Source organism: Parabacteroides leei, from assembly GCF_023369805.1.
GTDB classification, from domain to species: domain Bacteria; phylum Bacteroidota; class Bacteroidia; order Bacteroidales; family Tannerellaceae; genus Parabacteroides; species Parabacteroides leei.
This window is the reverse complement of the sequence record NZ_JAMBQG010000010.1, coordinates 25,920-51,263: the sequence shown is the minus strand read 5'-3', so window position 1 is coordinate 51,263 and position 25,344 is coordinate 25,920. Positions and strand designations below refer to the sequence as shown.

Here is a 25,344-nt window from a genome sequence, read left to right as displayed (position 1 = left end):
TTTAAAATTGAACATTTAAACCAAATGAATATGTCCGGGCAAACGGATAAGATACGGACTTATCAGATTCCGGATCCATACCCGGCACAAAATCGGATACAGTAAACAAGTTATTAGCAGAGAAATAGACCCGTACTCTGTCAAAACCTGCCGATCTTAATATTTCACGCGGAATAGTATATCCGATCTGCAAATTCTTCATACGGAAATATCCGGCATTGATCATCCAGTAATCAGACTGCTGATAATTATGTGTTCCATCGTCCTTATTCAGGATACGCGGATATCTGGCACCTGTATTTTCCGGAGTCCAGTAATCCAAATGATGTTCAAAAATAGAAGAATCATAAAACGGTCTGACAAAATTATCCATTATAACCCGGTCTTTCTGCCCGATCCCCTGGAAGAACATATTCAAATCGAAGTTCTTGTAATCAAAGCCCAGATTCACGCCATACAGGAAGTGAGGGTTCGGATCACCTATCACAACACGGTCGTTAGCATCGATCTTATCATCGCCATTCTGGTTTTTATAACGTATATCACCGGCAGCCGTATTTGAATTCTGGAAAGGAGCATTGGCTACCTCTTCATCAGACTGGAATAATCCCATCGATTCATATCCGTAAATAGAGTTATAAGGCAACCCTACTTCCGTATAGGTGTTGGAACCTTTCCACGGACCTGTATCTCCCAGGTCGATCACTTCATTCCGGTTATCCGACAAGTTACCCGAGATACTGTAACCAAAATCATTTATACGGTCATTCCAGCTTAAAGTCAACTCCCAACCTTTGTTACGCACCTCGCCGATATTCATATTCGGTTTGCCAAAACCATATTCCAGCGGCACGGGCATTTCCAATAAAATATCTTTCGTATTTTTAATATAATAGTCTCCCGTAAAGTTCAAACGACTGTTCAGCATTTTCACATCCAGACCGAAGTTCAACATATCCGTATGTTCCCAGGTTAAATCCGTATTTCCGATCGTTTTCAAAGAAGCAGTCTGCTGATAAACGTTATTCAGGATCAAACCGCCTGTAGATATCAATGTATAACTCGGATAAAGGCCTAATCCCGTCGCGCTACCGGTCTGTCCCCAGGAAACTCTGACCTTCAGGTCATCCAGGAAACTACGCGTACCTTCCATAAACGGCTCTTGGGAAAGTCTCCATGCACCGGCTACAGATGGGAAAGTCGACCAACGGCTTCCTTTCGCAAAACGGGAAGAAGCATCCGAACGCATGCTCACCGATAAAATATATTTATTGTCGTAATCATAATTGATACGGCCGATAAAAGAGGCCAGCGCCCAATGTTCGCCGTTACCGTCATTACTCCAGTTATCCTTCGGTCCCGGGTTCAACTCCCAGAGAATATCGGTCGGATAGCCGGAACGGGCCCCTTTCAGCCAGTCTGTATTTTCACTTTCCTGCTGGTAACCGGCCAGAATATCCAGGGTATGAACGCCAAAACTTTTCTTATAGTTCAGCAAAGCCTGTAAATTGTAGTAAGCGTTGTAATCGCGGCGGTCGGTGAAAGTATTCTGTCCGTTTTCAAACTCTTCCCCTGTGAAATAGTTTTTATAGAACGTCTTACGAGCTCTGGATTCTTCATTCTGGAATGTATATCTCACATTGGCAATACCGGTAAATTTCAATCCTTCGATAAATTCATAATCAAACTTGAAAATACCCGATGCTTCATGTCTGTTAGTCAGCTTCCGGCCCCCTTCATACAAAGGCACCAGCGGATTGGTGAAAAATCCCGGATTATAGCCATAGGAACCATCCGTATAATAAGCCACCATAGTCGGATCGGCAACAATCAATTGTTTATACAGGTCTTCCTGACTATTCAAAGCCTCCATATCCCTCAACTGGTAACGCATATCAAAAGAGATACCGAACTTTTTAGTAATGGTAATATCCGTGCTGGAACGTACGTTGAACACATTCTGCTGTGTATTCGGGAAAACACCGGTCTGGTGGTCGACACCGGCACTTACCAGATATCTTACCTTTTCCGTTCCCCCGGAAGCCTCCAGGCCATGACGTGTGGTGACGCTGTTCTGTATCGCCAGGTCCAGCCAGTTTGTATTCGGATAACGGTTCAGATCCGTTCCATTGGCAAACATGGCAATATCTTCATCCGAATAAACCGGAGCACGTCCCATATTCCTTTCCGCTTCATTCTTTATTCTTGCATATTCGGCTGAACTGATCGATTTAGGCATATACATCGGCGTATTGACTCCGACAGATCCATTATAACGGAAAGTAGGCTTGCCCATCTTTCCACGTTTAGTCGTGATCAGAAGGACTCCGTTTGCGGCACGCGAACCATAGATCGCTGCAGAAGCCGCATCTTTCAGGACATTGATACTTTCAATATCTTCCGGATTCAGGAAGTTGAAGTCCGCGGGCACACCATCCACCAATACCAACGGCCCGCTGGTTTCGGATCTCAGCCTGGGTAACGTTTCTTTGTCCGTTTCTGCCGTACTGGATTTCAGCATGGAAGAACCACGCAATTGAAGTGAAGGCGACTCGCCCGGCGCACCTTTTGACGTAACGCTCAAACCCGGAATTTGCCCTTGCAAGGCTTCACCTATCGTCTGGACCGGACGATTTTGCAGAGCTTCCGCCTTAATTGTCGTCACGGCTGTAGCAATATTGCCTTTGCGCTGTGTACCATAACCTACAACCACAACCTCATCCAGGTTCTGCGCATCCTCCTTTAATATGATTGCCCAGTTTTTTCTGTTTTTCACCGGAATCTGCTGTTCGACATAACCGATATAGGAAACCACCAAAATATCATTATCCGAGGGTACTTCCAGACTAAAATTACCCTCCATATCAGTAATCGTTCCCAAATTAGTTCCTTTAACAAAGATATTAGCACCAATTACCGACAAACCTGTCTCATCGGTAACAATGCCTTTTACCACTTTACCGGCCTGCTGCGATATGGCAGTCTCCTGTGCATGTTTCGTCAGGACTACATAGCCGTCATCAAAAACAAATGAAACGCCGGAACCATCAAAAATGGTATTCAGGCAATCGACAACCGTGTTTTTCCCTTTCTTTAAAGAAATTGTCTTATTTGCATCAATCTCCTCTTTATTATAAACGAACATATAACCGGTTTCCTTTTCAACTTGCCTGATAAAAGTTCCGATCGTCATGCGGGCACTCGTAATATTCACTTTTGCAGTCTGTGAATTTACATTTGAAGCATAAGATGCTAAAATGCTGACAAACAGAAATAGGATTGAAATTCTCATAATATTAAAAAACTTCTTAAAGTGTTTTCTTTGAAATAAAAAGATTGACAAAGCATATTTTTCCATACCTTTGTAAAATTAAATGTTTAATACTTTTTTCGACTAAGAGTGTTAGATGTATGGCAGACAGGTGTTCGAGCACCTGTCTGCTTTTTACATAAAAAGGTTTTTCTCATTTTTCAGATCATAGGCATTTTATTTTTAAGGTTATACATATTATTATCCTGTTTTCTATAAGTTAAACCCTTCATGCCGGAAAGACCACCACACAGAAAATGAAATTAAATATAATTTAACACACCTGTGATATTGTAAGGTTTCCCATACCAATATTCGGCAACCTTGTTTCCGCCATCTTCCCGCTTTACATATAGGATTATAGAAGCCATACGAATGGCTGTCATAGACAATGCTACGACTCTACAAGGGTATATTCGAACCAGGGTTTATCTACTGTAAAACAATCAAATTAAGCTCATCGTCCTTTGTATAAGTGAACGGATATACAATTTGCAATTTCCGCAAAACGCTTTCCACTCCATCCCTTTGTCTGAATTTTCCGGTATAACGGTAATTACTCAGTTTCGTGTTTTTCACTACAATTGATATATCATAGAACAACTCCAGTTTTTTAATGATATCGGTTAACGACATATCATCAAATACAAATACGCCATCTCTCCACGACAGAAAATCGGTATTCTCAAACAAAGTGACTTCTGATAAAGAATCCGATACTATAATTTGCTGTTGCGGACGTAGTGCAAAAGTACGGCTCCGGTCGTTTGAGCAAGAAACAGAAACCGCCCCTTCGACCAAAGAAGTTACAAAATACTTTTCCGCTTCATAAGCGCTTACATTAAATTTTGTACCGGTCACCTTTATATCCATTTTACTTGTCTTGACAACAAAAGGTTTCTCCTTGTTTTTTTCTACTTCAAAAAAAGCTTCACCATGCAATTCTACCTCCCGTTGCTTCAAATCAAAACGTTCCGGATAACGTAATGTCGAATTGGCATTCAGCCAAACCTCAGTACCGTCCACGAGTACTACCCTGGCCCGTTGCCCGGGTGGTGTCGAGAACTCCTGATAACGGACAAGCTCGCCTCCGCCCCCTCCGGCATAAGTCATCAATAGAAAAGTTGACAACACTGAAAAGACCATAATCGCTGCATAACCGGCTATTTTTCTCAGATTGAACAATAAGGTATGTTTTTTCTGCAAATGAACAAACGACCGGTATTGCATATCAGAAGCAGAGCGCCTCTCTCCGGCCATAGAAACAAGAGCCGATAAATTTTGCATATCGGCTGCTTCCTTCTTCAAACCAACATCTTCTTTCAATTCGCGGAAAAGAGTCTGCTTTTCTTCCGGTGAAATATCTCCTGCTAAATATTTTGATAACAGATCATACATATCTTTCTTCTATTTATAAAGTTAAACCCTTATCCCGAAACAGACCACTATACCTCTCCAACAAATAAACATTAATTAACCAGAAATAAAAGCAAAGGCAAATAGTCTTTCAACGCTACACGCAACTTCTTCAACGCAGTAACAATATGGTTCTCAACCGTATTAACCGATATGCCAAGTTCTTCTGAAATTTCCTTGTATTTTAATCCTTCGATACGACTTTTGATAAATACCTCCCGGCAACGTTCAGGCAAAGCATCGAGAGCCCGTTGAATAACGGCTTGCAATTCTTTTTCAGACGGATACGAATACTCCAATGATTCCAAAGCATATAGCTTAAAACCTAGTTCTTCTTTCATTTGAGTATTAAATTCCTCTTCGATTAGTTTATGCCGCAGATAATTCAGACATCTGTTCTTAACGAGGGTAAACAGATAGGTAGTAAGTGTACAGGATAATTCCAGTTCATCCTTTTTCTCCCAAAGCACCACAAAGACATCCTGCACTACATTCTCCGCATCTTCATTTGCCTGTATATAGTTCTTAGCGAACGCAAACATCTTCGGATAGTACAGCTTATATATTTTTTCAAAACTACTTTGGGTATAAACCATCTCTATTGTGCCAATTCTATTTTAGCAAAAGTAGCATTTTATTCTAACTTTTAAACAATCGAACAACATTTATCATCTACGAAGCATAATCAACAAATCCGTTCTTATATTTTTCTACCACTCTGAACTTAAAATCAAGGACTCAATTTCGACATACGAATTCAAACAAAAACCATTCACTTAAAAGAAAAAATAACGAAAGCTTCGCTGATTAATAACTAAGATTACGAAACATGGCTTGCAACATTCCGCAAATGCCAGTATCTTTGTAAATTATTTATAATAATAAAATGAGAAGACGCTCAGGTTACAAAGACACAAATCTCAAAAAGGCCCCTCGCGGACGCAAAGTTGCGGTAAAGGAAGAGAATACACTTCTTCCCTTCCTTTTGCAGTTACTCAACGAACAGAGCAAAAGTTCCGTCAAGGCCTTACTTGCCCACGGACAAATCTTGATAAACGGGAAAGTCACTTCCCAGTTCAACGCTCCTTTAGTGCCGGGAGACGAAGTCGAGATCAGTTACGAACGAGGAAAGGTGGAGTTCAGCAATCCTCTATTACACATCGTGTGGGAAGATGACGACCTCATCGTTGTCAACAAGAAAGAAGGACTTATGTCCGTCTCGAGCGACCGGGTAAAAGAGCGGACCGCCTATCACCTGTTGAGCGACTATGTAAAAAAGACAGACCCGAAAAACAAAATATTTGTTTTGCACCGGTTGGACCGCGATACTTCCGGGCTGATGATGTTTGCCAAGAATCAACGCGTACAAAAAGCGCTTCAATCAAACTGGAACTCGGCTATCACCGCTCGTAGTTATGTCGCTGTCGTAGAAGGACGTCCGGAGAAAGATACCGACCTGATTGTCTCAAACCTGACTGAAAATGCAAAAATGCAAGTATACGTAACAGCTATAGGCGGTGGAAAAGAAGCTATTACCCGCTATCACCTGCTACACAGCAACGGTCATTATTCTTTACTGGAACTAGACCTGGAGACAGGCCGCAAAAACCAGATACGTGTCCAGATGGAGTCTATCGGACACCCAATTGCCGGCGATAATAAGTACGGCGCCGAAACTGATCCTGCCGGACGGCTGATGCTTCATGCCCGACGACTCTTCTTTATCCATCCGACAACGGGTGAAGAGATGCGTTTTGAAACACGTATCCCTACTACATTCACATCATTAGCTAAATAATAACTAAGACAGAAATAAATATCGTATGAAGAAACTCTTTAGTGTTTTTTTGCTGGTGTTCGTAACACTGGCCGTGCAGGCACAGATACACCAACCTGTAAAGTGGAAAATAAAACTGGAAGACTCCAAAACTGCCGAAAAAGAAGTTGTGTTTACCGCAACCTCCGAGAAAGGATGGCACCTGTACGACATGAACCTGCCTGAAGGCGGACCTGTATCAACCTCTTTTACATTTGAGACTCTAAAAGGAGCTGAATTGATCGGGCAACCGGTCTCCTCCGTCAAACCGACGGTAGTATACGACGAATTGTTCGCCATGGACCTTCGCTGGTATCCGGGAACCGTATCGTTCACTCAAAAGGTAAAGATAACCGATCCGAAGAAATTCAAAATAGAAGGTGAAGTTGAATTTATGGCCTGTAACGACGAGACATGCCTGCCTCCCGACCGGGTAAGCTTCGCTTTCGATGCAAAAAACACAAAACTGACATTACCGGCCGATGCACCTGTCGTAGACAAAGACGATGTAACCGCCGAACAACCGGATACCAACCTGGTTCTTGAAGAAGCAGCAACACTTACAACTCCTGACCCGGCAGCAGAAACTGAAAAAGTAATCACCAGTCCGGCTAAAATAGCTAACGCACTGACTGACGACGCAGCCCTCTGGACTCCCGTTGTCGATGACTTGAAAGCTTTTGGCGACACTACAGTTACAGCAACCGATACCTCCTGGCTATTCATTTTCTTCGCCGGTTTCCTCGGAGGATTGATCGCCCTGCTTACTCCTTGTGTATGGCCAATGATCCCGATGACAGTCAGCTTCTTCCTGAAACGAACCAAGGATCGTAAAAAAGCAATACGCGACGCGTTAACTTATGGGCTTTCCATTATCGTGATATACCTGGTTATGGGATTACTGATTACCGGTATTTTCGGAGCCAGTGCCTTGAATGACTTATCTACCAACGCAATCTTCAATATCATATTCTTCCTGCTGCTGGTAGTATTTGCCATCTCATTCTTCGGAGCATTTGAAATGGTATTGCCGGCTTCATGGACAACCAAGCTGGATAGTAAAGCGGATTCTACTACCGGAATATTAAGTATATTCTTTATGTCGTTTACGTTGGTATTGGTATCCTTCTCATGTACCGGTCCGATTATCGGCACATTATTGGTACAGGCAGCTTCGATGGGTACAGCAGTTGGCCCGGCTATCGGAATGTTCGGGTTTGCACTGGCTTTATCGATTCCGTTCAGCTTGTTCGCAATCTTCCCGAATATGCTGCAAAGTATGCCGAAATCAGGTGGATGGCTGAACTCCGTAAAGGTAGTTTTAGGCTTCCTCGAACTGGCATTGGCATTGAAGTTCCTTTCTGTTGCCGACCTGGCATACGGATGGCGCTTACTTGACCGTGAAGTATTTATCGTATTGTGGATTGTGATTTTCGTATTGCTCGGCCTTTACCTGCTTGGCAAGATCAAATTCAGCCACGACAGCGATGTCAAATATGTATCTGTCCCCCGCCTGTTTATGGCAATTATCTCGTTTGCATTCGCCATGTATATGGTTCCGGGACTTTGGGGTGCACCTCTGAAATCGATCAGCGCCTTCGCTCCTCCTTTGTATACACAGGATTTCAGCTTATATGATGACGAAGTACATGCCGCTTTCGATGACTATGAAGCCGGTATGGCCTATGCCAAACGAGTGAACAAACCTGTCATGATCGACTTCTCCGGTTTCGGTTGCGTAAACTGCCGTAAGATGGAAGCATCCGTATGGACAGACCCGAAAGTAAAGCAACTATTGGAGAAAGATTATGTACTGATCACATTGATGGTAGATGATAAGACTAAACTGCCTCATCCGATTGAAATAGAAGAACATGGTAAAGTGCGTAAGTTGAAAACGATCGGAGACAAATGGAGTTACCTCCAGAGAAGCAAGTTCGGAGCAAATGCCCAGCCATTCTATATTCTTTTGAATGACGAAGGCAAGCCGCTCGGCCCGTCGTATGCATTCAACGAAGATGTATCAAAATACATCCAGTTCCTGCAAAACGGACTGACACAATTCAAGAAAGAAGAAAAGTAATTGAATAATAAATTCAACACGCCAATATGCCAATTGAAATACCCTCCGGATAAATAGGAGGAGTTTCATTGGCATATTGTCATATTATAAAACCAGTACATTATTATAATGGCAACAAGACAAGAAAAAATGGAAGCCTTCGGGCAACTGCTAGACATCCTGGACGAGCTCCGGGTAAAATGCCCCTGGGATAAAAAGCAAACAAACGAAAGCCTTCGTACGAACACCATCGAAGAGACTTACGAATTGTGTGAAGCAATCATGCAAAATGACAACAACAACATCAAGAAAGAATTAGGGGATTTGCTTCTGCATGTCGTATTTTACGCTAAAATCGGTGAAGAAAAAGAGGCCTTCGATATTAAAGATGTATGCGACAGCCTCTGCCAGAAACTGATTTACCGTCATCCGCATGTATTCGGCGATGCAACTGCCGATACGGCTAAAAAGGTAGAACAGAGTTGGGAACAACTAAAACTAAAAGAAAAAGGAGGTAATAAAACGGTTTTAGAAGGTGTACCCGCTTCTCTCCCATCTGTCGTTAAAGCACACCGTATCCAGGATAAAGCACGTAACGTAGGTTTCGACTGGGAACAGCGCGACCAGGTATGGGATAAAGTACATGAAGAGTTCACCGAGCTAAAAGAGGAAATCGACAAGATGGATGCAGATAAAATGGAAGGAGAATTCGGAGATCTGTTCTTCAGCCTTATCAATGCTGCCCGCCTGTATAAAATCAATCCGGACAATGCATTGGAACGCACGAACCAAAAGTTCATCCGCCGTTTTAATTACCTGGAAGATCATACCATCAAAGAAGGACGCTCACTAAAAGATATGTCGTTGGAAGAAATGGATAAAATCTGGGACGAAGCCAAATCGAAAGGGTTATAAAAAACAAAAGGGGAACCGACATCACGTCGCCACCCCTCCCTTAACTTAAACGCCAAAACTAAATCTAAACAAAAAACACAAATAATGATAATATTTTATTTTTTCTTGTTTTCATCTTTCTTATCATCCGGCCCTCTCATAAAACTACGTGCAAACTTATATTCGGCACGCCTGTACTTATAGAGCTTTTCGGGCGATAATATCTTTTTGAATTTCTCGTAATATTCTTTTTCTAAAGCAGCCTCCTTCATTTTTACTCCGAGACATTCATCATTTATTTTTGAATAATCGGATTCTGTTGGAGACTTCTTATGCTTTATTTCTTTTGAAAGCTTCCGGCATTCGCGACCAACCTCAAACATCTTCTGTTGCAACTCATCACACAATGGAATAAAAGCAGCTGCCTCTTCCGGGGTTAACCCCACTTCTGCTGTAATGAATGCATTTCTCTTTGCCTGAAAGGCCTCTCTGTCAAAATGCCGATGTTGTTTATCTCCCTGCGCCAACACTTTCGAAGAGAATAAAACTGAAATCGCCACAAATGTAATAAAAAATATTTTATTCATACAAGTATTATTACAAAAATATGCTAATAACTTCTTTTTTTCATCAAATTATTCATAATTGCCCAATTCTTCTGCTAAAAGATAATCTGTGTACTGTGCCTCCAGATACTCCAGATATTCCTCATTCTCAGCATCCTGTATAGCAGATATCGCAGCAGAAGCATCATTAGACTGAACTAATAATGTATCCGTCTTACTCTGATCACCATCGATACCGACAATAGCTTTAAAGAACAGTCCCAGTCCGGCAAATACAGCTGCCATATACAACCACGGACGCATACGATCCATCATAGAGATCTTCTTCACCTCTACTTGCGGTTTCTCAGGTAACCGGCTCATTATATCAGCCGTCAAATCCTCCATATACCCCTCAGGCACGGTAAAAGGATTCTTTCCTTTAAAACGATCCAGATTATTTTGTTCTTTTTCCATACTCCTGCGTTTTAATATTCTTTTGACGAGCGTTCGTCCAAAAGGTTTAAATGTCTTTTGTTAAAAACTCCTCTACTTTTTTTACGGCATGATGATAAGAGGCTTTTAAGGCTCCCACGGAAGTCCCCAAGATCTCCGACATATCCTCATACTTCATCTCGTCAAAATATTTCATGGTAAACACTAAACGTTGCTTCTCGGGCAAAGTCAGGATAGCATTCTGTAATTTCAACTGTGCTTCATCACCGTCAAAATACTCATCCCCTTTCAGACGTTCCAGCAGGAAAACATCAGTGTCGTCGATCGACACGTTATTCATATTCCGCTGCCGGTTCAAAAAGGTTATACATTCATTGATAGCAATCTTATACAGCCAGGTAGATAATTTTGCTTCCCCCCGGAAGTAATCAATATTTGTCCAGGCTTTCAGGAATGTGTTCTGCAAAAGATCGTTTGCGTCATCATGGCTTAAAACCATCTTCCGTATTTGCCAGTACAACTTTTCCCCATAAAGATTTACCACCCGGGCAAAAGCATCCCTTTGCCTGGCCGAATCTCGTAGCTGTTCCACTAGTTCATCTTCTGTATACTGCTGCATCCTCTCCATTTTGGCGTAAATATATAAAAAAATACGGATATAAAAAAAGCGGGCAACTTTACAGTTGTCCGCTTTAGAAGTGCCCAGAACAGGACTCGAACCTGCACGCCTCGCGACACACGCACCTGAAACGTGCGCGTCTACCAATTCCGCCACCTGGGCATTTCATTATTTTCAGGTAAGCAATCTCTCGTGATTGCGGTGCAAAGGTAGCGTTTTTTTTTATAAAACAAAATATCCTGTAATTATTTTTCGAGAATATTTAATCAGGTATTCTTTCAAGTGAAAGACCTCCCTGAAAAATATCCTTCCAACGCCGGTTAAGACATTGAAAGGATACTATTTTCATTTTCTTTTATTCATTACTCTCCCAGACAACATCGACGAGACTGGCTACACGTGTGCCCGTTTCATCAGTAATCTCCGTACCCAGATTAAGAGACAATGGCCAGTAGGCATTCAGCCCTTCTTCCGTTCCGGAGAAATTACAGTTCACATCTGTTACCACTTCTTCCGCAATTCTTACATCTTTCCACAGACTCAGATCCTGGATATATCCTCTCATATAACGATTGGAATAAGAAGGTGCCGTGCCGGCCTGTAAATCGGTTACTGAATTAACGACCAATGCTCCACAAGAAGAACTTCCTACTTTCTGTCCGTCCAGATATAATACAAGCCCTTTACCTTTTTCATAGCTTGCGGCAATATGATACCAACGATTCAATTCCAATGCCGGTGTCTGGCAACCTGCCCACCCTCCGTCATTGATATAGAACTGTACGACATTTCCACTACTTCTAAGCATCCATCCGGAATTTCCGTTTTCGCAGGAAATCACATTCTGATCGCCTCCTGCAAACTCAGTATATTTCACCCGGCATTCTATGGTAAAACATTCTTCAAATCCCCACTCACCCACAGTTCCCAGTTTCATTTTGGATCCTATGCCAAATAATGGAGTTCCGGATTTAACGACATTAGCATAAAAAGCATCAATTGCATCATTCAATATGGATAACGCATTCGTATATGCCTCATCCGACGGAGAGTTCTGAAGAATAAAATACGCCCAGTCTATCCGTGTCTGCAAAATAGCTTTCGAACCAGGAGCGATACAACCCTCTTCATTTGCTTCCACAGATTCGGCAATCGAAGTTTCCGCTTTCTGGATGCATTCTACTAAATTATTCCTGGCGGAAGAGTTGTCATCGTCTGTGCATGACTGGCAAATCCACATAAGGCTTGCCAACATTATTATTGTTATAAAGTTTGTTCTCATATAATTTCATTTTAATAACCTTCATTCTGACCAAGGGTAGTCCAATCCGGCATACCATCAAATTGCGTTTGCGGTATCGGACATACTTTATGGTATTCTTTTATGTTAGCCGCAGCATCCGGATTATAAAGCTTAACATGCTCGACCAGTTTGCCCAGACGTTTAAGATCAAGTCTGCGCTGAAATTCTCCTGCTAATTCACGTCCGCGTTCATCCAAAATAAATTCAGGAGTCATATCTTTTTCCGTAACTGTCATCTCTTTCTCATATCCGCTTTTTATAGCACGCTGCCGAATAGTCATTATATCCTGAACGGCTCCCTTCAGGTCCTGCTTATTAGTACTTCTGATTTTTGCTTCTGCCCGGATCAGATACATTTCAGCAAGACGTAATACCGGATAGTTCCGATCGGAATTGGTAGACATATCACCCGGGCGGGTATTGTCATCAAATTTTGTCATTCCTATAAATGTCTTTCGATCAGTCGGCACACCTTTTGAATCATACAGATCATTTACGTCAAACGCGGTATAACAAGAAGCCATCCTGGCTTTTTCTTCAGTAGAGATAGGATCGATGCTCAGATATAAAGCCGTATCCGCATACAACTCCTGCATATTCGGGAAACCCGATGTATCATCAGACGGATCATTATAATACCATACCCACTGATGCAAATCAGACCAACGCAAATCAGCATCGTGATCAAACAATGATATATAATATAAGGAAGGTACTGCACCGCAACCACCATAGCCGGTCCATCCACATTCTGTTTTTACACCGGCAAAGCGGTCTATAAACATTGCAAAATGTTGCCAATAGTAACTACTCTGCCTGAAAGATTCATCTTCAACAAATTCCGTAGTCCAGATAAATTCTTTATTCCGCTTACTGTCGTTCCACAAATCTTTCAGTGATGTGGAAAGTTCCAAGCCATAAGAACCGTCAATAACCTGAGAAGCCATATCCATCGCTTCGTCAAACTGTTCATTATATAAGTACATTCTGGCTAGAAAAGCTTTTGCCGAAGGCATATCTATACGACCAAACTCCGAAGTTCTCTTATCCGGCAACATAGTTATAGCTTCTTCCAATCCTCCGATAATCTCTTTGTAAAAGTCAGCACGAGTAGAGCGGCGAGCTTCCATACCTTCAACCTCATCGGTTGTACGAGGTAAATAGGTATCTCCCCACATTTCGGTAATGATCCAAAGAAAGAGAGAACGCATCACTTTCATCTCCGCCTTATATTGATCTTTTTCTTCTTCTTTGGCAAAAGGCGTATCATCGATGGTTTCAAAAAATGTATTGATATTCGCCAAAGCCTTGTAGCAGTGGTTCCACAGCCAACTGACATTTCCGTTAGAGGCATCCAATCCATAATAATCGCATACTCCCATGTCTGTAAAATTACCACCTCTCAGGAATAAATCGGCTCCATGTTCTGTAAAAGCAGGCCATTGTCCCCCACCTCCATAAAGATTATTTACTTTTGTATACGACTGGTATACGAGCGCTTTAATACCATTTTCTTCTCCAAAAATGGCAGTCGTCGAACCATATGATTCCTCTTTCAAAAAATCCGAGCAGCCCGATACAGATATACCAAGAGCGATCATGCCCGTTATAATTATCTTTTTCATATTTTTCCGATTATAATTAGAACTGAAGATTCACACCGAAAATGTAAAATGTTTCCCACCATGAAATACCGCCCGAATTCTGAAACTTACTAAACCGGACAGGATCGTTTGCGGTTACATAAAGACGAACTTTTTTAACGACTTTATTCGTCAGTGTCTGAGGCAACGTATAACCTACAGTTACATTCCTGAGATTCACGTAATTATTCTTATGATATCCTGTAGAGCTCAAATACTTGATACTCTGACCGGCCACAGGACGAGGATGATGGTTTGATGGGTTCTCCGGTGTCCAGTAGTCAATCTTTACAGTATTCCAGCGTCCCATTTCAGAAGCCCAGAAATTCGTACTGTAATCATCACTACCCATAGCACCGAACTCACCATAACAATCAACGGAGAAATCCAGATCTTTCCAGCGTCCGCTGATCTGCAAGCCACCTACCCAGTCAGGCCTGTTGGTTCCAATGATCGTACGATCGTTGCCATCTATCTTTCCATTACCATCCAAGTCAGCCACTTTCACTTCGCCAGGCTTCTGTCCGTAGAGAGAGGCCAGGTCTGCCTCGTCTGTTTGCCAGATACCGACTTGTTTATAATCATAGATCACACCACTAACAGGATAGCCAACGAAAAGTCCGTTATTAATATCCTCTTTCATTTTTGGGTCCTGCAAACGCACCAACTCTTCTTTATTCCTATAGTAAGAAAGAGTCACACCCAGATCCAGGTCTTTTTTCTTTATTATTGTTCCGGATAAAGAAGCTTCTATACCTCTGTTACGCGTATCTCCCACATTATCCCAGGCGCGATTAAACCCGGTAGTATACGGAAGTGTTTTCAAATAAAGCAGATCGTAACTTTTGGAATCGTACCAGTCGACAGAACCGTAAATAAGACCGTCAAGGAATCCGAAGTCCAATCCGATATCGAGCATTTTATTCTTTTCCCATTCCAGATTCGGTGTCGGTCGGGTATCCGGCTCCAAACCCGGATAATGAATTTCTCCAGACTCTGTTTTAAAGTTCGCATAGGTACCATACAAATTACCAGTAGTTGCATATGCGGCAATAGCATAATTACCTGTTAAACCATAACTTGCTCTTAGCTTCAGGTTGGTAATCCAACCTAACGATTTTATGAATTCTTCTTCTGAAGCACGCCAGGCAATCGCTCCTGAGGGGAATGTTGCCCATTTATGTCCCTGAGAAAGCTGGGAAGCCCCATCCTCTCTGAAAGAAGCTGTAAAGATATACCGGTCATTATAATCGTATTGTACACGTCCGATGTAAGAAACCATTTGTGAACGGGTAAAACTGGAAGAAAGAGTTTTAGAATCTACCAGTCTTCCCATATTATACCACAGATAAGCCGGTGATTCCTGTTCTTTTCCCGACATACCGGTATTTACCAACTGACGGTTCTGCATTTCAAATACCCCCGACAGGTTAAAGGTATGTTTCTTAAAACTCAGCTTATAATTCAATACATTATTCCACACCCAGTCCGCCTGACGGTTATTATGCATACCTGCTACATTACGATCGTCCTGATAAGATACACTTCTGTTGTCATAGTAATACCCTCTGGAAGAAAAAGAAGGGCTATAAGCAAAGTTTGTATTATAAGTCAGGTTCTTAGCCAGGTTAACTTCTGCAAATAGGCGAAGAAATATCTTCCATTCTTCCGTCTTGTCTTTATAAACCTCATCACTCTCATTCAGATAAGGGTTTTTCACAAAAGGATCACCAAACGGATACGTATTATAAGAGCCGTCCCCATTCCTTACCGGAGTCAGAGGAGACATGTGTATCACTGTCTGAAAAACATCCGGTTTATCATTTTTTATTGTATAATAAGCACGGTTTGAAACTCCGACTTTCAGAAAAGGAAGTACCTGGTGCGAAAGATCGGTAGTCAAATAAAAATTATCATAGTGATTGTTTTCATAGCGGCTATCATCATTCCGGTAGTTAAAAGAGACTTTATACTGGGTTTTATCATTCCCGGAAGCAATCGTAACTACATGATTTGTCCAAAAACGCTTACGTCTAAAATATTCACCGGCCCAATCAGTATTCATAGTACCCAGATTTGAGATCTCTGCTCCGGCAAAGGCTTTGGCATCATCCGCCTCACTGTTCCATGTTCCTGCCGCCCGGTAAGCTTCACGTTTAAAAGCGGTGTATTCATCGGCATCCATTACGTCAAAAGAGCCCCGGTTATTGACTCCGATACCGGCAAAACCATCATAAGAAACCAACGTTTTTCCCTTTTTTGCCTGTTTGGTAGTGACCAATATAACTCCGTTCGCTCCTTTGGCCCCATATATGGCGGTGGACGACGCGTCTTTCAAGACATCTATCGATTCAATATCACCCGGATTGATGGAAGATAATGTTTCATTATAAGGAATTCCATCTAATACGATAAGAGGATCGTTGCTGGCATTTCTAGAGCGTGTTCCACGAATACGTATAGAACTACCATCCATTCTTATACCCGGAACTCCAACCAGGCTGGTAGTAATATCGTTGGCAGGGATTCTGCTGATCTTTTCAGCGCTTATTGAAGCGACAGAACCTGTTATATCTTTACGCTTCATCGAAGTATAGCCCGTTACGACCACATCTTCAAGCCCGATAACGTCCTCTGTCATTACAACATCTATCTGAGAACGATTTCCGACTGTCACTTCCTGAGATAACATTCCCAAGAATGAAAAAATTAGTACATCTTTAGAGGTAACATTTGTAAGAGAATAAGAACCATCCATATCCGTCACCGTACCAACAGAGGTTCCTTTTACCATAACATTGACTCCTAACAGAGGCTCTCCGTTAACATCTTTTACTTCCCCTGTTACATTATTATCTGTTTTTAACTGGGGGGGGGGGGTGTTAACACTTCTTTAGACTCCAGATAGCCTGGAAAGACTAAAAACGACAAAATCAGGATCATTGGAATTTTCATCCTTCGACTCAAGTCCCGAACGAAAAGTTTAGACATTTGATTAACTTGTTTCATACTATTATTATTAGTTAGTAATTAGTATTTATGATACTATACCATAATTATCCCATTAATTCTACTTTGTAATTCTTACTTAACTCTACAACAAAGTAATGGGTTATATTTTACAGAATTATAATAAAATTATCCGATATACTTACACTATCTTACTATTCCAAAAACGACATAACACACTTGTAATCAACAATAAAACAACATATATATTCTATCACAAAGAATATAACACATCCTTGTGATAGAAAATTTAAACATAAATATCCTGTGAAATACAGATTATAATCCAGACAAAACAAAGAGTGTCTTATTCATCAGCTTTCACTCCCCACGAATAATTAGGTTCTGAGGACATTTCAAGAATCAGAGAGCCTCCTTTTAATAGTTCAGATGCCGGGAAACGGAAAGACTGTAAAGGCTTGCCATTCAATACGGCACTTTGTACATATTTATTGGCTCGGGATGCATTACGAGCCTCGATCGTAAAGGTCTTACCTCTGCCGAAACGTTCTCCCAAATCAATCACAACCTTTTCGTACAAAGGGCTTGCTATTTCGTACATAGGCTCTATACTACAACCTCCGTCCGTTTGGAAAAGCCCCAAAGAAGCCATGACCAGCCAGGCACTCATCTGTCCCTGATCTTCATCCCCCAAATAGGCATTAGCCATACCCGTTCCATAATAACGTTCTACGATAGAACGACTCCAACGCTGGGTAAGCCACGGTTTACCGACCCAATTGAACAGGAATGCAAAATGCATGGATTGCTGATTACCCTGAACCACAGGATAATCCCAATACTGGTCGTTCGGCGCATTATACCGCCAGGGCTCACTGGCCTCAAATCCCCATTGCAGACGTTCCACAAAACGATCTTTCCCTATGACTTCCGCTAGTGCGGGGACATCCTGAGGAACAAAATAAGTCAGCTGCCACGCATTCCCTTCTACATAATGATGATTGGCTCCCGAATGGAACGGATCGAAATCTTTGGCCCAACGACCATCGCTACTACGCATCTGAGCATATCCCGTTTCCGGATTAATGGCATTCCGCCACCATGAACCCCGTTCTGTAAAATAGGTATAGTCATCTTCCTTATTCAATGCTTTTGCAAACTGAGAGACGGTCCAGTCATCATATGCATATTCGAGTGTATTAGAGAAACGTCCCTGATCGGTCGGCACATATCGATGTTTCAGATAAGGAGCCAGATCACGGTTTCCGGCATAACCACCACAAACCTTCTGACTGGGTGTTGTCTGCATCTTCTTCACAGCCTCAAAAGCTTTCTCTCCGTCAAAACCGCGGATACCCATTTGCCAGGCGCTGACAATCAGCGGTATTTCATGTTCCGCCACCATAACGGGAATATACTCCATACCGGCAGGACCTTTTGCCAGCCATCCGTTTGCATCATACATTCCTAACTGAGACTTTACCCAGCGGTTACTCCACTCCGGGGTTACCAGATTCCAGAACTGATTCAGATTCCAAAACGTATTCCAGAAAGCATCACACCCCAAAGCCACATCATCCGGATCCGTAAAACGACGTACTTTTTCATCGGCGGAGACCCATTCTCCGTTTACATCACTCCATATATTACGGCTACACAACGCCCTGTACATATTTGTATAAAAACGAACTTTCTCCAACCGGTTATTTGTCGTGATCTGTACCCGGTCAAACAAATCGTTCCACACATTCTGCTGATTAGTACGCACCTCATCAAACTTCCACCCGAAAGGAGTACTGATCTCCTTTTCCAAATTGTCAGCCGCATTAGCTATGCTTACCAGAGACAGGCCGGAACGTGCCTGTACAACCGGCGACTTCCCGGCATCAAACTGCAACCAGACTCCGGCATCTTTTATATCACGGGCCGCCAGACGATCTGTCAGCTGTTGCTTTTCATTTATCCAACCTCCCATAGACAAGATCGGTTGGTCAAATTCAATTACGAAATGAATCGTATATTCCTGGTCTGCATCAGAACTCCATACATTTTTAGATAACTGATGGCTAAACCCTTCGATACGGGTATCGCTCACTTTCTTAATCTCAATATCTTTCAATTGATAATCATACTCTGCCGGTATATGTAAATCAACCAGAACACGGGCACTGTCTTTATCCGACGGGAAAGTATAGCGTTGGAAACCGCAATGAGTGGTTGCGGTTAGCTCCGCCCGGATACCATAATCGGTAAGATCGACTTTATAATATCCCAACGGTGCTTCTTCACTTAATTTATTGATCCGCGAACGATAGCCGGAATCCGGATCAGACTCGTCACCGATAACAGTCCTCAAAGGACCGTTTGCCGGCATCATCCCTAAACCACCCATTGTCCACTCATGGATATGACTGAAACAGCCTACGCTTTCAAAGGTCGGCTGATAACCGGCCTGCCATCCTGCATTCTGATTATCGGGACTCAGTTTTACCATCCCGAAAGGCATCCAAGGTCCAGGGGCTATCATCCAGCGGGAATGAGCTGTTCCAATCCTTGTATCGACATATTCCGCCAGAGACTGAAGCGGTTGATGCTGGCGCTGCACCTCGCCTTTTTGAATCACTTTACCATCTGCACGAACCTCAAAGACACTTGTCACTCCCTCCGTAACGGAAGGCATCGGAGCTTCAAGGCAATAACGGGCTGTATCCAGACGGGTAGACAGGATCTCTTTTCCATCAAGTCTGACAGAAAGAAGCGGCTGCCCTTCAAGATGTTCCACATCGACAAGCAGCGGTTGCACTTTCTTTCCTTCTACTTCTATTTCATAATTAGCTGCTTCAACGGAACGGACAAAGGCTTTTTCCGGAGCGATCGCCCGGACACTTCCCGGACCTTCCAACCCTACATGGTCGAATACAAGCCATGATCCCTCCAAGACGGATAGTGTAATACAGTTTCCTCCTTTCCGCAAAGATTCTCTTTTTACTGGAATAATTAAGTGGACGGGGTTAGCCTGGCTCATGTCACCGGTAATAGAGGCATCGCTCCCACCCGGAGCCAGTTGTATCTTCTCTTCCTGACAATTATTGATCATCACTTTTAATAGAGGAGGAATATGAGGTGAGTTGTCGGCCAGATCTACTATCAGATTCCATTCTCCTTCCACCGGAAGTTTATCCAACTCAAAGAGAATATTAGTGTCATGCGTTCGCAGACCGGCAGTAGACCAAGTTCCTCCCCATTGGTCGGCAGGTCCGGGCAAAACATAAGGGAAAGACTCTTTGGCATCACTTTTTCCAACCAGATAATACCGGTCTTCAAAGCCAAAGTCATTGGCAAGAAATTCTTTATAGCGGTCAGGCCCCAAAGCCAGATCGACGGCCGAACTGTCAGCCACACCTATATTCCACACCAATTGTCGTTCAGGCGTTGAACATGATGTAATTGCCAAAATGCAAAGACAACTAAAGGATAGTATTCTTTTTCTCATAATTGCAAAGATTATTTTCTTGACAAAAGAAGCAATCTTCAGCAATTCCGGCAAGTCATATTATTCCGATTGAGTTGTACAATATTCCGATTCTGCTCCCTGATACGCAAAAAGCCCCGCCGGATAACCAGCGGGGCTTTGTTGTATGTAACCTGTCAACCTAACGGTTTACCAGGAGTTTCCTATTTATTTAACGATAGCTTTAACAGCGCTTTCACCGTCAACAGCTACAACTACGATACCTGCAGGAGCAGTGATAGTTGCATTGTCAGAAGTGATATTCTGAACTGTTACAGTCTGGCCAAGGATGTTGCTTACAGTAACTGTCTTACCTGTTGCATTCAGGATAGTGATCGAACCTTCACCAGCAATTACGCTAACACCTGATGTAGAAACACCTTCGTTAGAGGTTGCAAAGTCGCTAGTATCTTCTAAGTTGAAGATCTGAGCCTGGTTGATCAGTTCCTGCATCTTCTTGTCGTCATCTTCGTGGTTACCGTTATCTACAGTGTATTCAGCCAATACAGGTACACCATTGTGGATTTTCACCCATGCACCCTTGAATGAAGCAATGTGAGATACGCCATCCAGGTTAGATTCCAGTAAGAAGTCCTTATGATCGTCGTCTGTGAAACGCAGAGAGAATGCATAATTCTTATGTAAACCGTCTACCGGTTTCTTTTCGAAGATTTCAGTATTGTACAGGTCACGAGGATCAAGAACGCCGTCCTTAGTTCTCAGGTCTGCCAATTTCTTACCATTCTTCAAGATATACAGATATTCGCCTGTTGCATCTACCTGGTGAACACCTTCTACGAAACCAAGGCGAGTGTAAGACTGCCATTTGTAAACGTCAGGATTGTTCAACATGTTAGTGCTACCTTTCACCGAGTCAGTCAGGTTGATCAGGAAGCTACCGGCCAGGTAACCGTTGTAATCAACTTCGTGTTCGCAGTTCGGGTTGTAACCGTGAGTGTTACACCATTTGCCGTCTTTCACTGAATCCGGACGTACAACAAACAGATACTGAGGCATACGGTCAGTTGAGCTTACTACATAGTCAGCATAGATAGCAGTTTTGCTTTCTTTACCGATCGGCTGAATCTTTTCAGCTGTCATACCCAGGTAACCGAAGTCTTTTACAACCTGCGGAGCGTTGCTCTGGTTGTTAGAATCTTCGAACAGGAATTCAGAGCCTGTACCTCTTGCACGGAACATATTGATATGTTTACCAACTTCACCCAGATCCATATACAACGGACGGTTGTCTGTGATAATAGCAAATGCTGTAGCTCTTTCGGTTGCAACGTTATCCAAAGGCAGGTAGCTCATTTCGCCAACACCGTCTTCGCAATGTGCCTGCATCCAACCATTGCTGATTCTCAAAACATTACCACTGTTGATATCTACTAATACATAGCAGATTTCGTCACCCTTCACCTGATCAGCTTTCAGATAGAATACACCTAACTTAGGTTGATCTGCAGCAGAAGCAGCAGCTTCTTCTTTAGTCATAGCCTTATAATAAGGAGTCTTACCCTGCGGGCTTACCAGATATACATAGATCTTATCGTTGTCGATCAGGTTCTTGTCGCTTACTTTCAGAACATAAGCTGTTCTTGCAAGCTGCGGCAAACCGATTTCAGCACCGTAACCGAACGGTACGTCGATAGCCTTGTCACCATCAACCAGAATATTCTGAGCTTCTGTCAATTCATAAGTTGTTGCCTGACCTGGAGTCGGAGCAAAGCTCTTTTCTTCAGATACGTTCAGATACAGTTCCTGATTTGCAAACAAGTTGTAGTTCATGTAATACTTAGTATAAAGCAAATCTTCAGTCTTGAAGTGCTTGTAACCATGACGAGGACTTGTTTTAGCTTCGTTATCTTCTACAGCTGCAAATGTATATGTATCTGCATGCTGAAGTTCTTTATCTCTGAAACTACGATAGTTTCTATTGATGAAATAAACACCCTTTTCATCTTTATAAAGCTGACCTTCGAATACTTCGTCTGCATATTCACGGTTGTAGATAGCAACTGTAGGAACAGCACCGCAACCCGTAGTTTTAACAACCCACATAGTAGCAGGCATATCATTGTAATCCTGAGCAGTTGTAGCAGCATCCAGCATCAAACGACCGATGAAGTTGTCAACCACATTCTTACCAGTTGCTACATCTGTGATGAAATACAAGCCCTGGTCTACATTTACGCGAGACAGATACTTAAAGTCTCTATCTTTGAATGTAAATTTAGTCTGCAGAGAGCCCGGAAGTGCGATACCGCCATCTGTTTCAGTATTCTTTGCAGTAATAACAGCCTTACCTTCTGTTAGATAAGCGATTCGAACAGCTACCTGACCATTTTCATCAGAGTGAAGAGCAGCACCAGGAGTAGCAGCTGTATTTGTATGAAGCTTCGTCAAGTCATTGTAAACAGAGTTGAATGCAAAATCAGGATTCTGCCACAAACTGCTAGCCGGATTCTTCGGCAGAGCATTCATAGGCTCGATGAATAAACTATCATTTGAAGGATAGTAAGTAAATCTAAACAAGCTACGAGCTTCCCAAGTACCCGGAGTCAGGTTTGTTCCCTCAGGAATAGCCACTCTTGTAGGAGCATCTTCCAACAAAACCAACGGCAACTCCTTACTCAGACTTGAATAAAATTCTGTACCTACAGACAGAACTTCACCTTTAGCATTCTTAAGATATACGAACTCTTCTGCTACTAAAGCATCAGCACCAGAAGTGGCGCTAAGACCTAACTTCTCTCTAACTGATTCTGTAGCAGTAGCAGTTGAAACAACCGGGAAGTCTGTATCATTAAGTTCCACAGCAGTGAACTTATTAGTCAGTAACGGACTTTCAGTGTTCGGAGTCACAGCAGAACTGATAGTGAATGTACCATCATACTGGAAGTCAACCATTCTGTTCAAATCATCAGCAGTAAGGATGATACCACCAGCCAGAACCGGTTTCAATTTCACAGCATCAGTGATAGCCTGAACGTTAGTTTCAGCTTCTACATGAGAATATTTCGCTGCAATGATTTCGCTACTTGAGTTCTTCTGAAGAACAACTACCGAGTCACGGTTTGCAAAATAAGAATAGATAGGTTTGTAATCAAAATTTGTATTCTGAGAAATTGTAGAATACCAGGTCCAGTTAGTCAGACATCCTTCCAGGATAGAAGCATCCAGGTTAGTTGTAGAAGTAACTGTCGGTTCATCAAACAGAGTTGCATTAACATGAGCATAAACCAACTCCAGGTTTGTTTCTTTGTTTGTCATTGTATAGCTAACACCACTTACGTTATCGTTAGTTACCTTAATAGACCATAAAGAAGCATTGATAGGAGCGTCGGCCACATCAACCAACTTCAAATTCAATTCACCTGTCCGGTAATTACGAGTCTGGATCAATACTTTCCCATCTGCGTCTGTCAATTGATACAATTTATCTGCATCGAAATGATTAATGCCATCACCAATTGTAGCGCTGGCTGTTGCAGTTGGACGAAGAGTAATACCATGACCGATCTTATTTTCATCGGTATGTACATGTGTAGTACCTTGCGCGAAAGCTCCAAGACTTGTTGTCAGCAGGGCGCCGACAAGAAGAGTAGAAAACTTTTTGTTCATAATCAAATAATTTAATTAGTAATAAAATATAAAGTTCAAATAAAATCTATACTGTAATAAAATATAAAGCTCACGATCCTTCTATGATCGTTTTATTTGTGCATGCTTTGCACCTAAATCGTAGGACAAAGATACATATCTTTTTTAGTTGCACTATTTTTTTGTTATATTTTTTTCCCTTTAACCCTGCTTTCTTATCCGGTTAATGGTTTAAAACGTACAAATAATGCGGTTTTAAGGACATATCAGATCATTCATCCTGACTCCTATTATGCTCCGACTCTTTCTTACGATAGTCGGATGGGGAAATACCCATTATCTTCGTAAAAGTACGCGAAAAGTAAGCCGGCTCTTCAAAACCAAGCTTTGTGGATATCTCATTCAGTTTCAGGTTTGTCAATACAATATACTGGCAGGCCTTCTGTATCTTCAGCCGGATAAAATAGTTTATCGGCGAGACCCCTGTTTCTTTTTGGAAAAGCATGGAGAAATGGGATGGAGAATATTTAAAATAAGCCGCCAATTGGTCCAAAGTCAGGTTACGTTCCAGATGTTCGTTCATGTAATGGATCACACGGGAAGCAAAAGAGTATTCCTTGTGATTAGGTAAATTAATATAACGATATTGCTCCAAATACAAAAAAGAGGTAAGGAACATATACAGACACATCGACGAATAAACCATATATTCTTTAATATATCCCATCGAGAAGCAACTGTATATCTCTTCGAATAATTGCACCCGGTCTTGCAGTCGGGAATATTCGCCGGGCAGGATTGTACCCGGCACCGGTGTAGACGGCAAAAACTCCCGGCCAAGTCTCCCCATGAAATGAACCCAGTATATCGTCCAGGGATCATGTTCGGAAGAGCCAAAGGAATAGGGTACATTCGGAGGTATAATGATGTACTGGTTCTGCTTCACCGGATAAGTCTTCCCATGAATGGTATACCAGCCCTCCCCTTCTATACAATAGATAAGCATAGCATAACTACATCCCTGGTCTTTCTGTACATAATGGTACTTCACCCGGGGAAAGAAACCGATCTTACGGACATATAAGTTACCGATAAGCGGTTCCCGGCTATAAGCCTCCAGCAATTCGTCCGGCAAAGAGACAAAACGTTCTCCTTTAAATCCTTCTTTAATCTTTATCACTATACATTATTAT

At 42.3% G+C, this 25,344-nt stretch carries 14 protein-coding genes, 1 tRNA gene and 1 pseudogene; 3 read left to right on the top strand and 13 right to left on the bottom strand.

The genetic code is table 11. The features are described 5' to 3' along the window. Position 1 precedes the first annotated feature (1 nt). The 3 genes from M1P97_RS15020 to M1P97_RS15010 all read right to left on the bottom strand — a co-directional run bounded on the left by M1P97_RS15020 (position 2) and on the right by M1P97_RS15010 (position 5,322). Complete coding sequence (locus M1P97_RS15020) at positions 2–3,292, bottom strand: TonB-dependent receptor (protein ID WP_249389506.1); 3,291 nt, start codon at positions 3,290–3,292, stop codon at positions 2–4. A gap of 450 nt (positions 3,293–3,742) precedes the next feature. Continuing rightward, positions 3,743–4,708: a FecR family protein gene (locus M1P97_RS15015; RefSeq protein ID WP_249389505.1), complete on the bottom strand. Its 966-nt coding sequence runs from the start codon at positions 4,706–4,708 to the stop codon at positions 3,743–3,745. Between the two features lie 71 nt (positions 4,709–4,779). Then, positions 4,780–5,322, bottom strand: a complete 543-nt coding sequence (locus M1P97_RS15010) for an RNA polymerase sigma-70 factor (RefSeq protein WP_195371075.1) — start codon at positions 5,320–5,322, stop codon at positions 4,780–4,782. A 290-nt stretch (positions 5,323–5,612) separates the two neighbouring features. On the opposite strand from M1P97_RS15010, the gene M1P97_RS15005 reads away from it, so the two are divergent. From M1P97_RS15005 to mazG, 3 genes are all read left to right on the top strand, one after another. Next, positions 5,613–6,524 carry an RluA family pseudouridine synthase gene (locus tag M1P97_RS15005; RefSeq protein WP_195371073.1) on the top strand — a complete coding sequence of 304 codons (912 nt, stop codon included), beginning with the start codon at positions 5,613–5,615 and terminating at the stop codon, positions 6,522–6,524. Between the two features lie 25 nt (positions 6,525–6,549). Further along, positions 6,550–8,625, top strand: a complete 2,076-nt coding sequence (locus M1P97_RS15000) for a protein-disulfide reductase DsbD family protein (RefSeq protein WP_195371071.1) — start codon at positions 6,550–6,552, stop codon at positions 8,623–8,625. Positions 8,626–8,733: 108 nt separating this feature from the next. Beyond that, positions 8,734–9,519: a nucleoside triphosphate pyrophosphohydrolase gene (gene mazG, locus M1P97_RS14995; RefSeq protein ID WP_195371069.1), complete on the top strand. Its 786-nt coding sequence runs from the start codon at positions 8,734–8,736 to the stop codon at positions 9,517–9,519. 95 nt (positions 9,520–9,614) lie between these two features. Here mazG and M1P97_RS14990 read toward each other — a convergent pair whose 3' ends face one another. From M1P97_RS14990 to M1P97_RS14945, 10 genes and pseudogenes are all read right to left on the bottom strand, one after another. Further along, the gene (locus M1P97_RS14990; RefSeq protein WP_195371067.1) at positions 9,615–10,085 is read right to left on the bottom strand and encodes a hypothetical protein; all 471 of its coding nucleotides are present in this window, start codon (positions 10,083–10,085) and stop codon (positions 9,615–9,617) included. Positions 10,086–10,133: 48 nt separating this feature from the next. Then, positions 10,134–10,520, bottom strand: a complete 387-nt coding sequence (locus M1P97_RS14985; RefSeq protein WP_249389504.1) for a hypothetical protein — start codon at positions 10,518–10,520, stop codon at positions 10,134–10,136. Positions 10,521–10,566: 46 nt separating this feature from the next. After that, positions 10,567–11,118 (bottom strand): RNA polymerase sigma factor, encoded by a 552-nt coding sequence (locus M1P97_RS14980; RefSeq protein WP_195371063.1) that lies wholly within the window; start codon positions 11,116–11,118, stop codon positions 10,567–10,569. A gap of 80 nt (positions 11,119–11,198) precedes the next feature. After that, a tRNA-Leu gene (locus M1P97_RS14975) sits at positions 11,199–11,280 on the bottom strand. A gap of 193 nt (positions 11,281–11,473) precedes the next feature. Beyond that, positions 11,474–12,400 carry a LamG domain-containing protein gene (locus M1P97_RS14970; protein WP_195371061.1) on the bottom strand — a complete coding sequence of 309 codons (927 nt, stop codon included), beginning with the start codon at positions 12,398–12,400 and terminating at the stop codon, positions 11,474–11,476. Positions 12,401–12,411: 11 nt separating this feature from the next. Beyond that, on the bottom strand, positions 12,412–14,046 hold the full coding sequence (locus tag M1P97_RS14965; protein ID WP_249389503.1) for a RagB/SusD family nutrient uptake outer membrane protein: 1,635 nt from the start codon (positions 14,044–14,046) through the stop codon (positions 12,412–12,414). A gap of 16 nt (positions 14,047–14,062) precedes the next feature. Next, positions 14,063–16,903: pseudogene (locus M1P97_RS14960) on the bottom strand (SusC/RagA family TonB-linked outer membrane protein); the annotation flags it as partial. A gap of 477 nt (positions 16,904–17,380) precedes the next feature. Then, on the bottom strand, positions 17,381–20,527 hold the full coding sequence (locus M1P97_RS14955) for a GH92 family glycosyl hydrolase (RefSeq protein ID WP_249389501.1): 3,147 nt from the start codon (positions 20,525–20,527) through the stop codon (positions 17,381–17,383). Positions 20,528–20,713: 186 nt separating this feature from the next. After that, a complete protein-coding gene (locus M1P97_RS14950) occupies positions 20,714–24,172 on the bottom strand; it encodes a DUF6383 domain-containing protein (protein ID WP_195371055.1) in 3,459 nt (1,152 codons plus the stop codon). A 250-nt stretch (positions 24,173–24,422) separates the two neighbouring features. After that, entirely contained in the window at positions 24,423–25,331 is a 909-nt protein-coding gene (locus M1P97_RS14945; protein WP_195371053.1) for an AraC family transcriptional regulator, read from the bottom strand. Between the last annotated feature and the right edge of the window lie 13 nt (positions 25,332–25,344).

Excerpts from the sequence above, each read along its gene's own strand:
- M1P97_RS15020 (WP_249389506.1), bottom strand. The coding sequence starts at position 3,292 with ATGAGAATTTCAATCCTATTTCTGTTTGTCAGCATTTTAGCATCTTAT.
- M1P97_RS15015 (WP_249389505.1), bottom strand. The coding sequence starts at position 4,708 with ATGTATGATCTGTTATCAAAATATTTAGCAGGAGATATTTCACCGGAA.
- M1P97_RS15010 (WP_195371075.1), bottom strand. The coding sequence starts at position 5,322 with ATGGTTTATACCCAAAGTAGTTTTGAAAAAATATATAAGCTGTACTAT.
- M1P97_RS15005 (WP_195371073.1), top strand. The coding sequence starts at position 5,613 with ATGAGAAGACGCTCAGGTTACAAAGACACAAATCTCAAAAAGGCCCCT.
- M1P97_RS15000 (WP_195371071.1), top strand. The coding sequence starts at position 6,550 with ATGAAGAAACTCTTTAGTGTTTTTTTGCTGGTGTTCGTAACACTGGCC.
- mazG (WP_195371069.1), top strand. The coding sequence starts at position 8,734 with ATGGCAACAAGACAAGAAAAAATGGAAGCCTTCGGGCAACTGCTAGAC.
- M1P97_RS14990 (WP_195371067.1), bottom strand. The coding sequence starts at position 10,085 with ATGAATAAAATATTTTTTATTACATTTGTGGCGATTTCAGTTTTATTC.
- M1P97_RS14985 (WP_249389504.1), bottom strand. The coding sequence starts at position 10,520 with ATGGAAAAAGAACAAAATAATCTGGATCGTTTTAAAGGAAAGAATCCT.
- M1P97_RS14980 (WP_195371063.1), bottom strand. The coding sequence starts at position 11,118 with ATGCAGCAGTATACAGAAGATGAACTAGTGGAACAGCTACGAGATTCG.
- M1P97_RS14970 (WP_195371061.1), bottom strand. The coding sequence starts at position 12,400 with ATGAGAACAAACTTTATAACAATAATAATGTTGGCAAGCCTTATGTGG.
- M1P97_RS14965 (WP_249389503.1), bottom strand. The coding sequence starts at position 14,046 with ATGAAAAAGATAATTATAACGGGCATGATCGCTCTTGGTATATCTGTA.
- M1P97_RS14955 (WP_249389501.1), bottom strand. The coding sequence starts at position 20,527 with ATGAGAAAAAGAATACTATCCTTTAGTTGTCTTTGCATTTTGGCAATT.
- M1P97_RS14950 (WP_195371055.1), bottom strand. The coding sequence starts at position 24,172 with ATGAACAAAAAGTTTTCTACTCTTCTTGTCGGCGCCCTGCTGACAACA.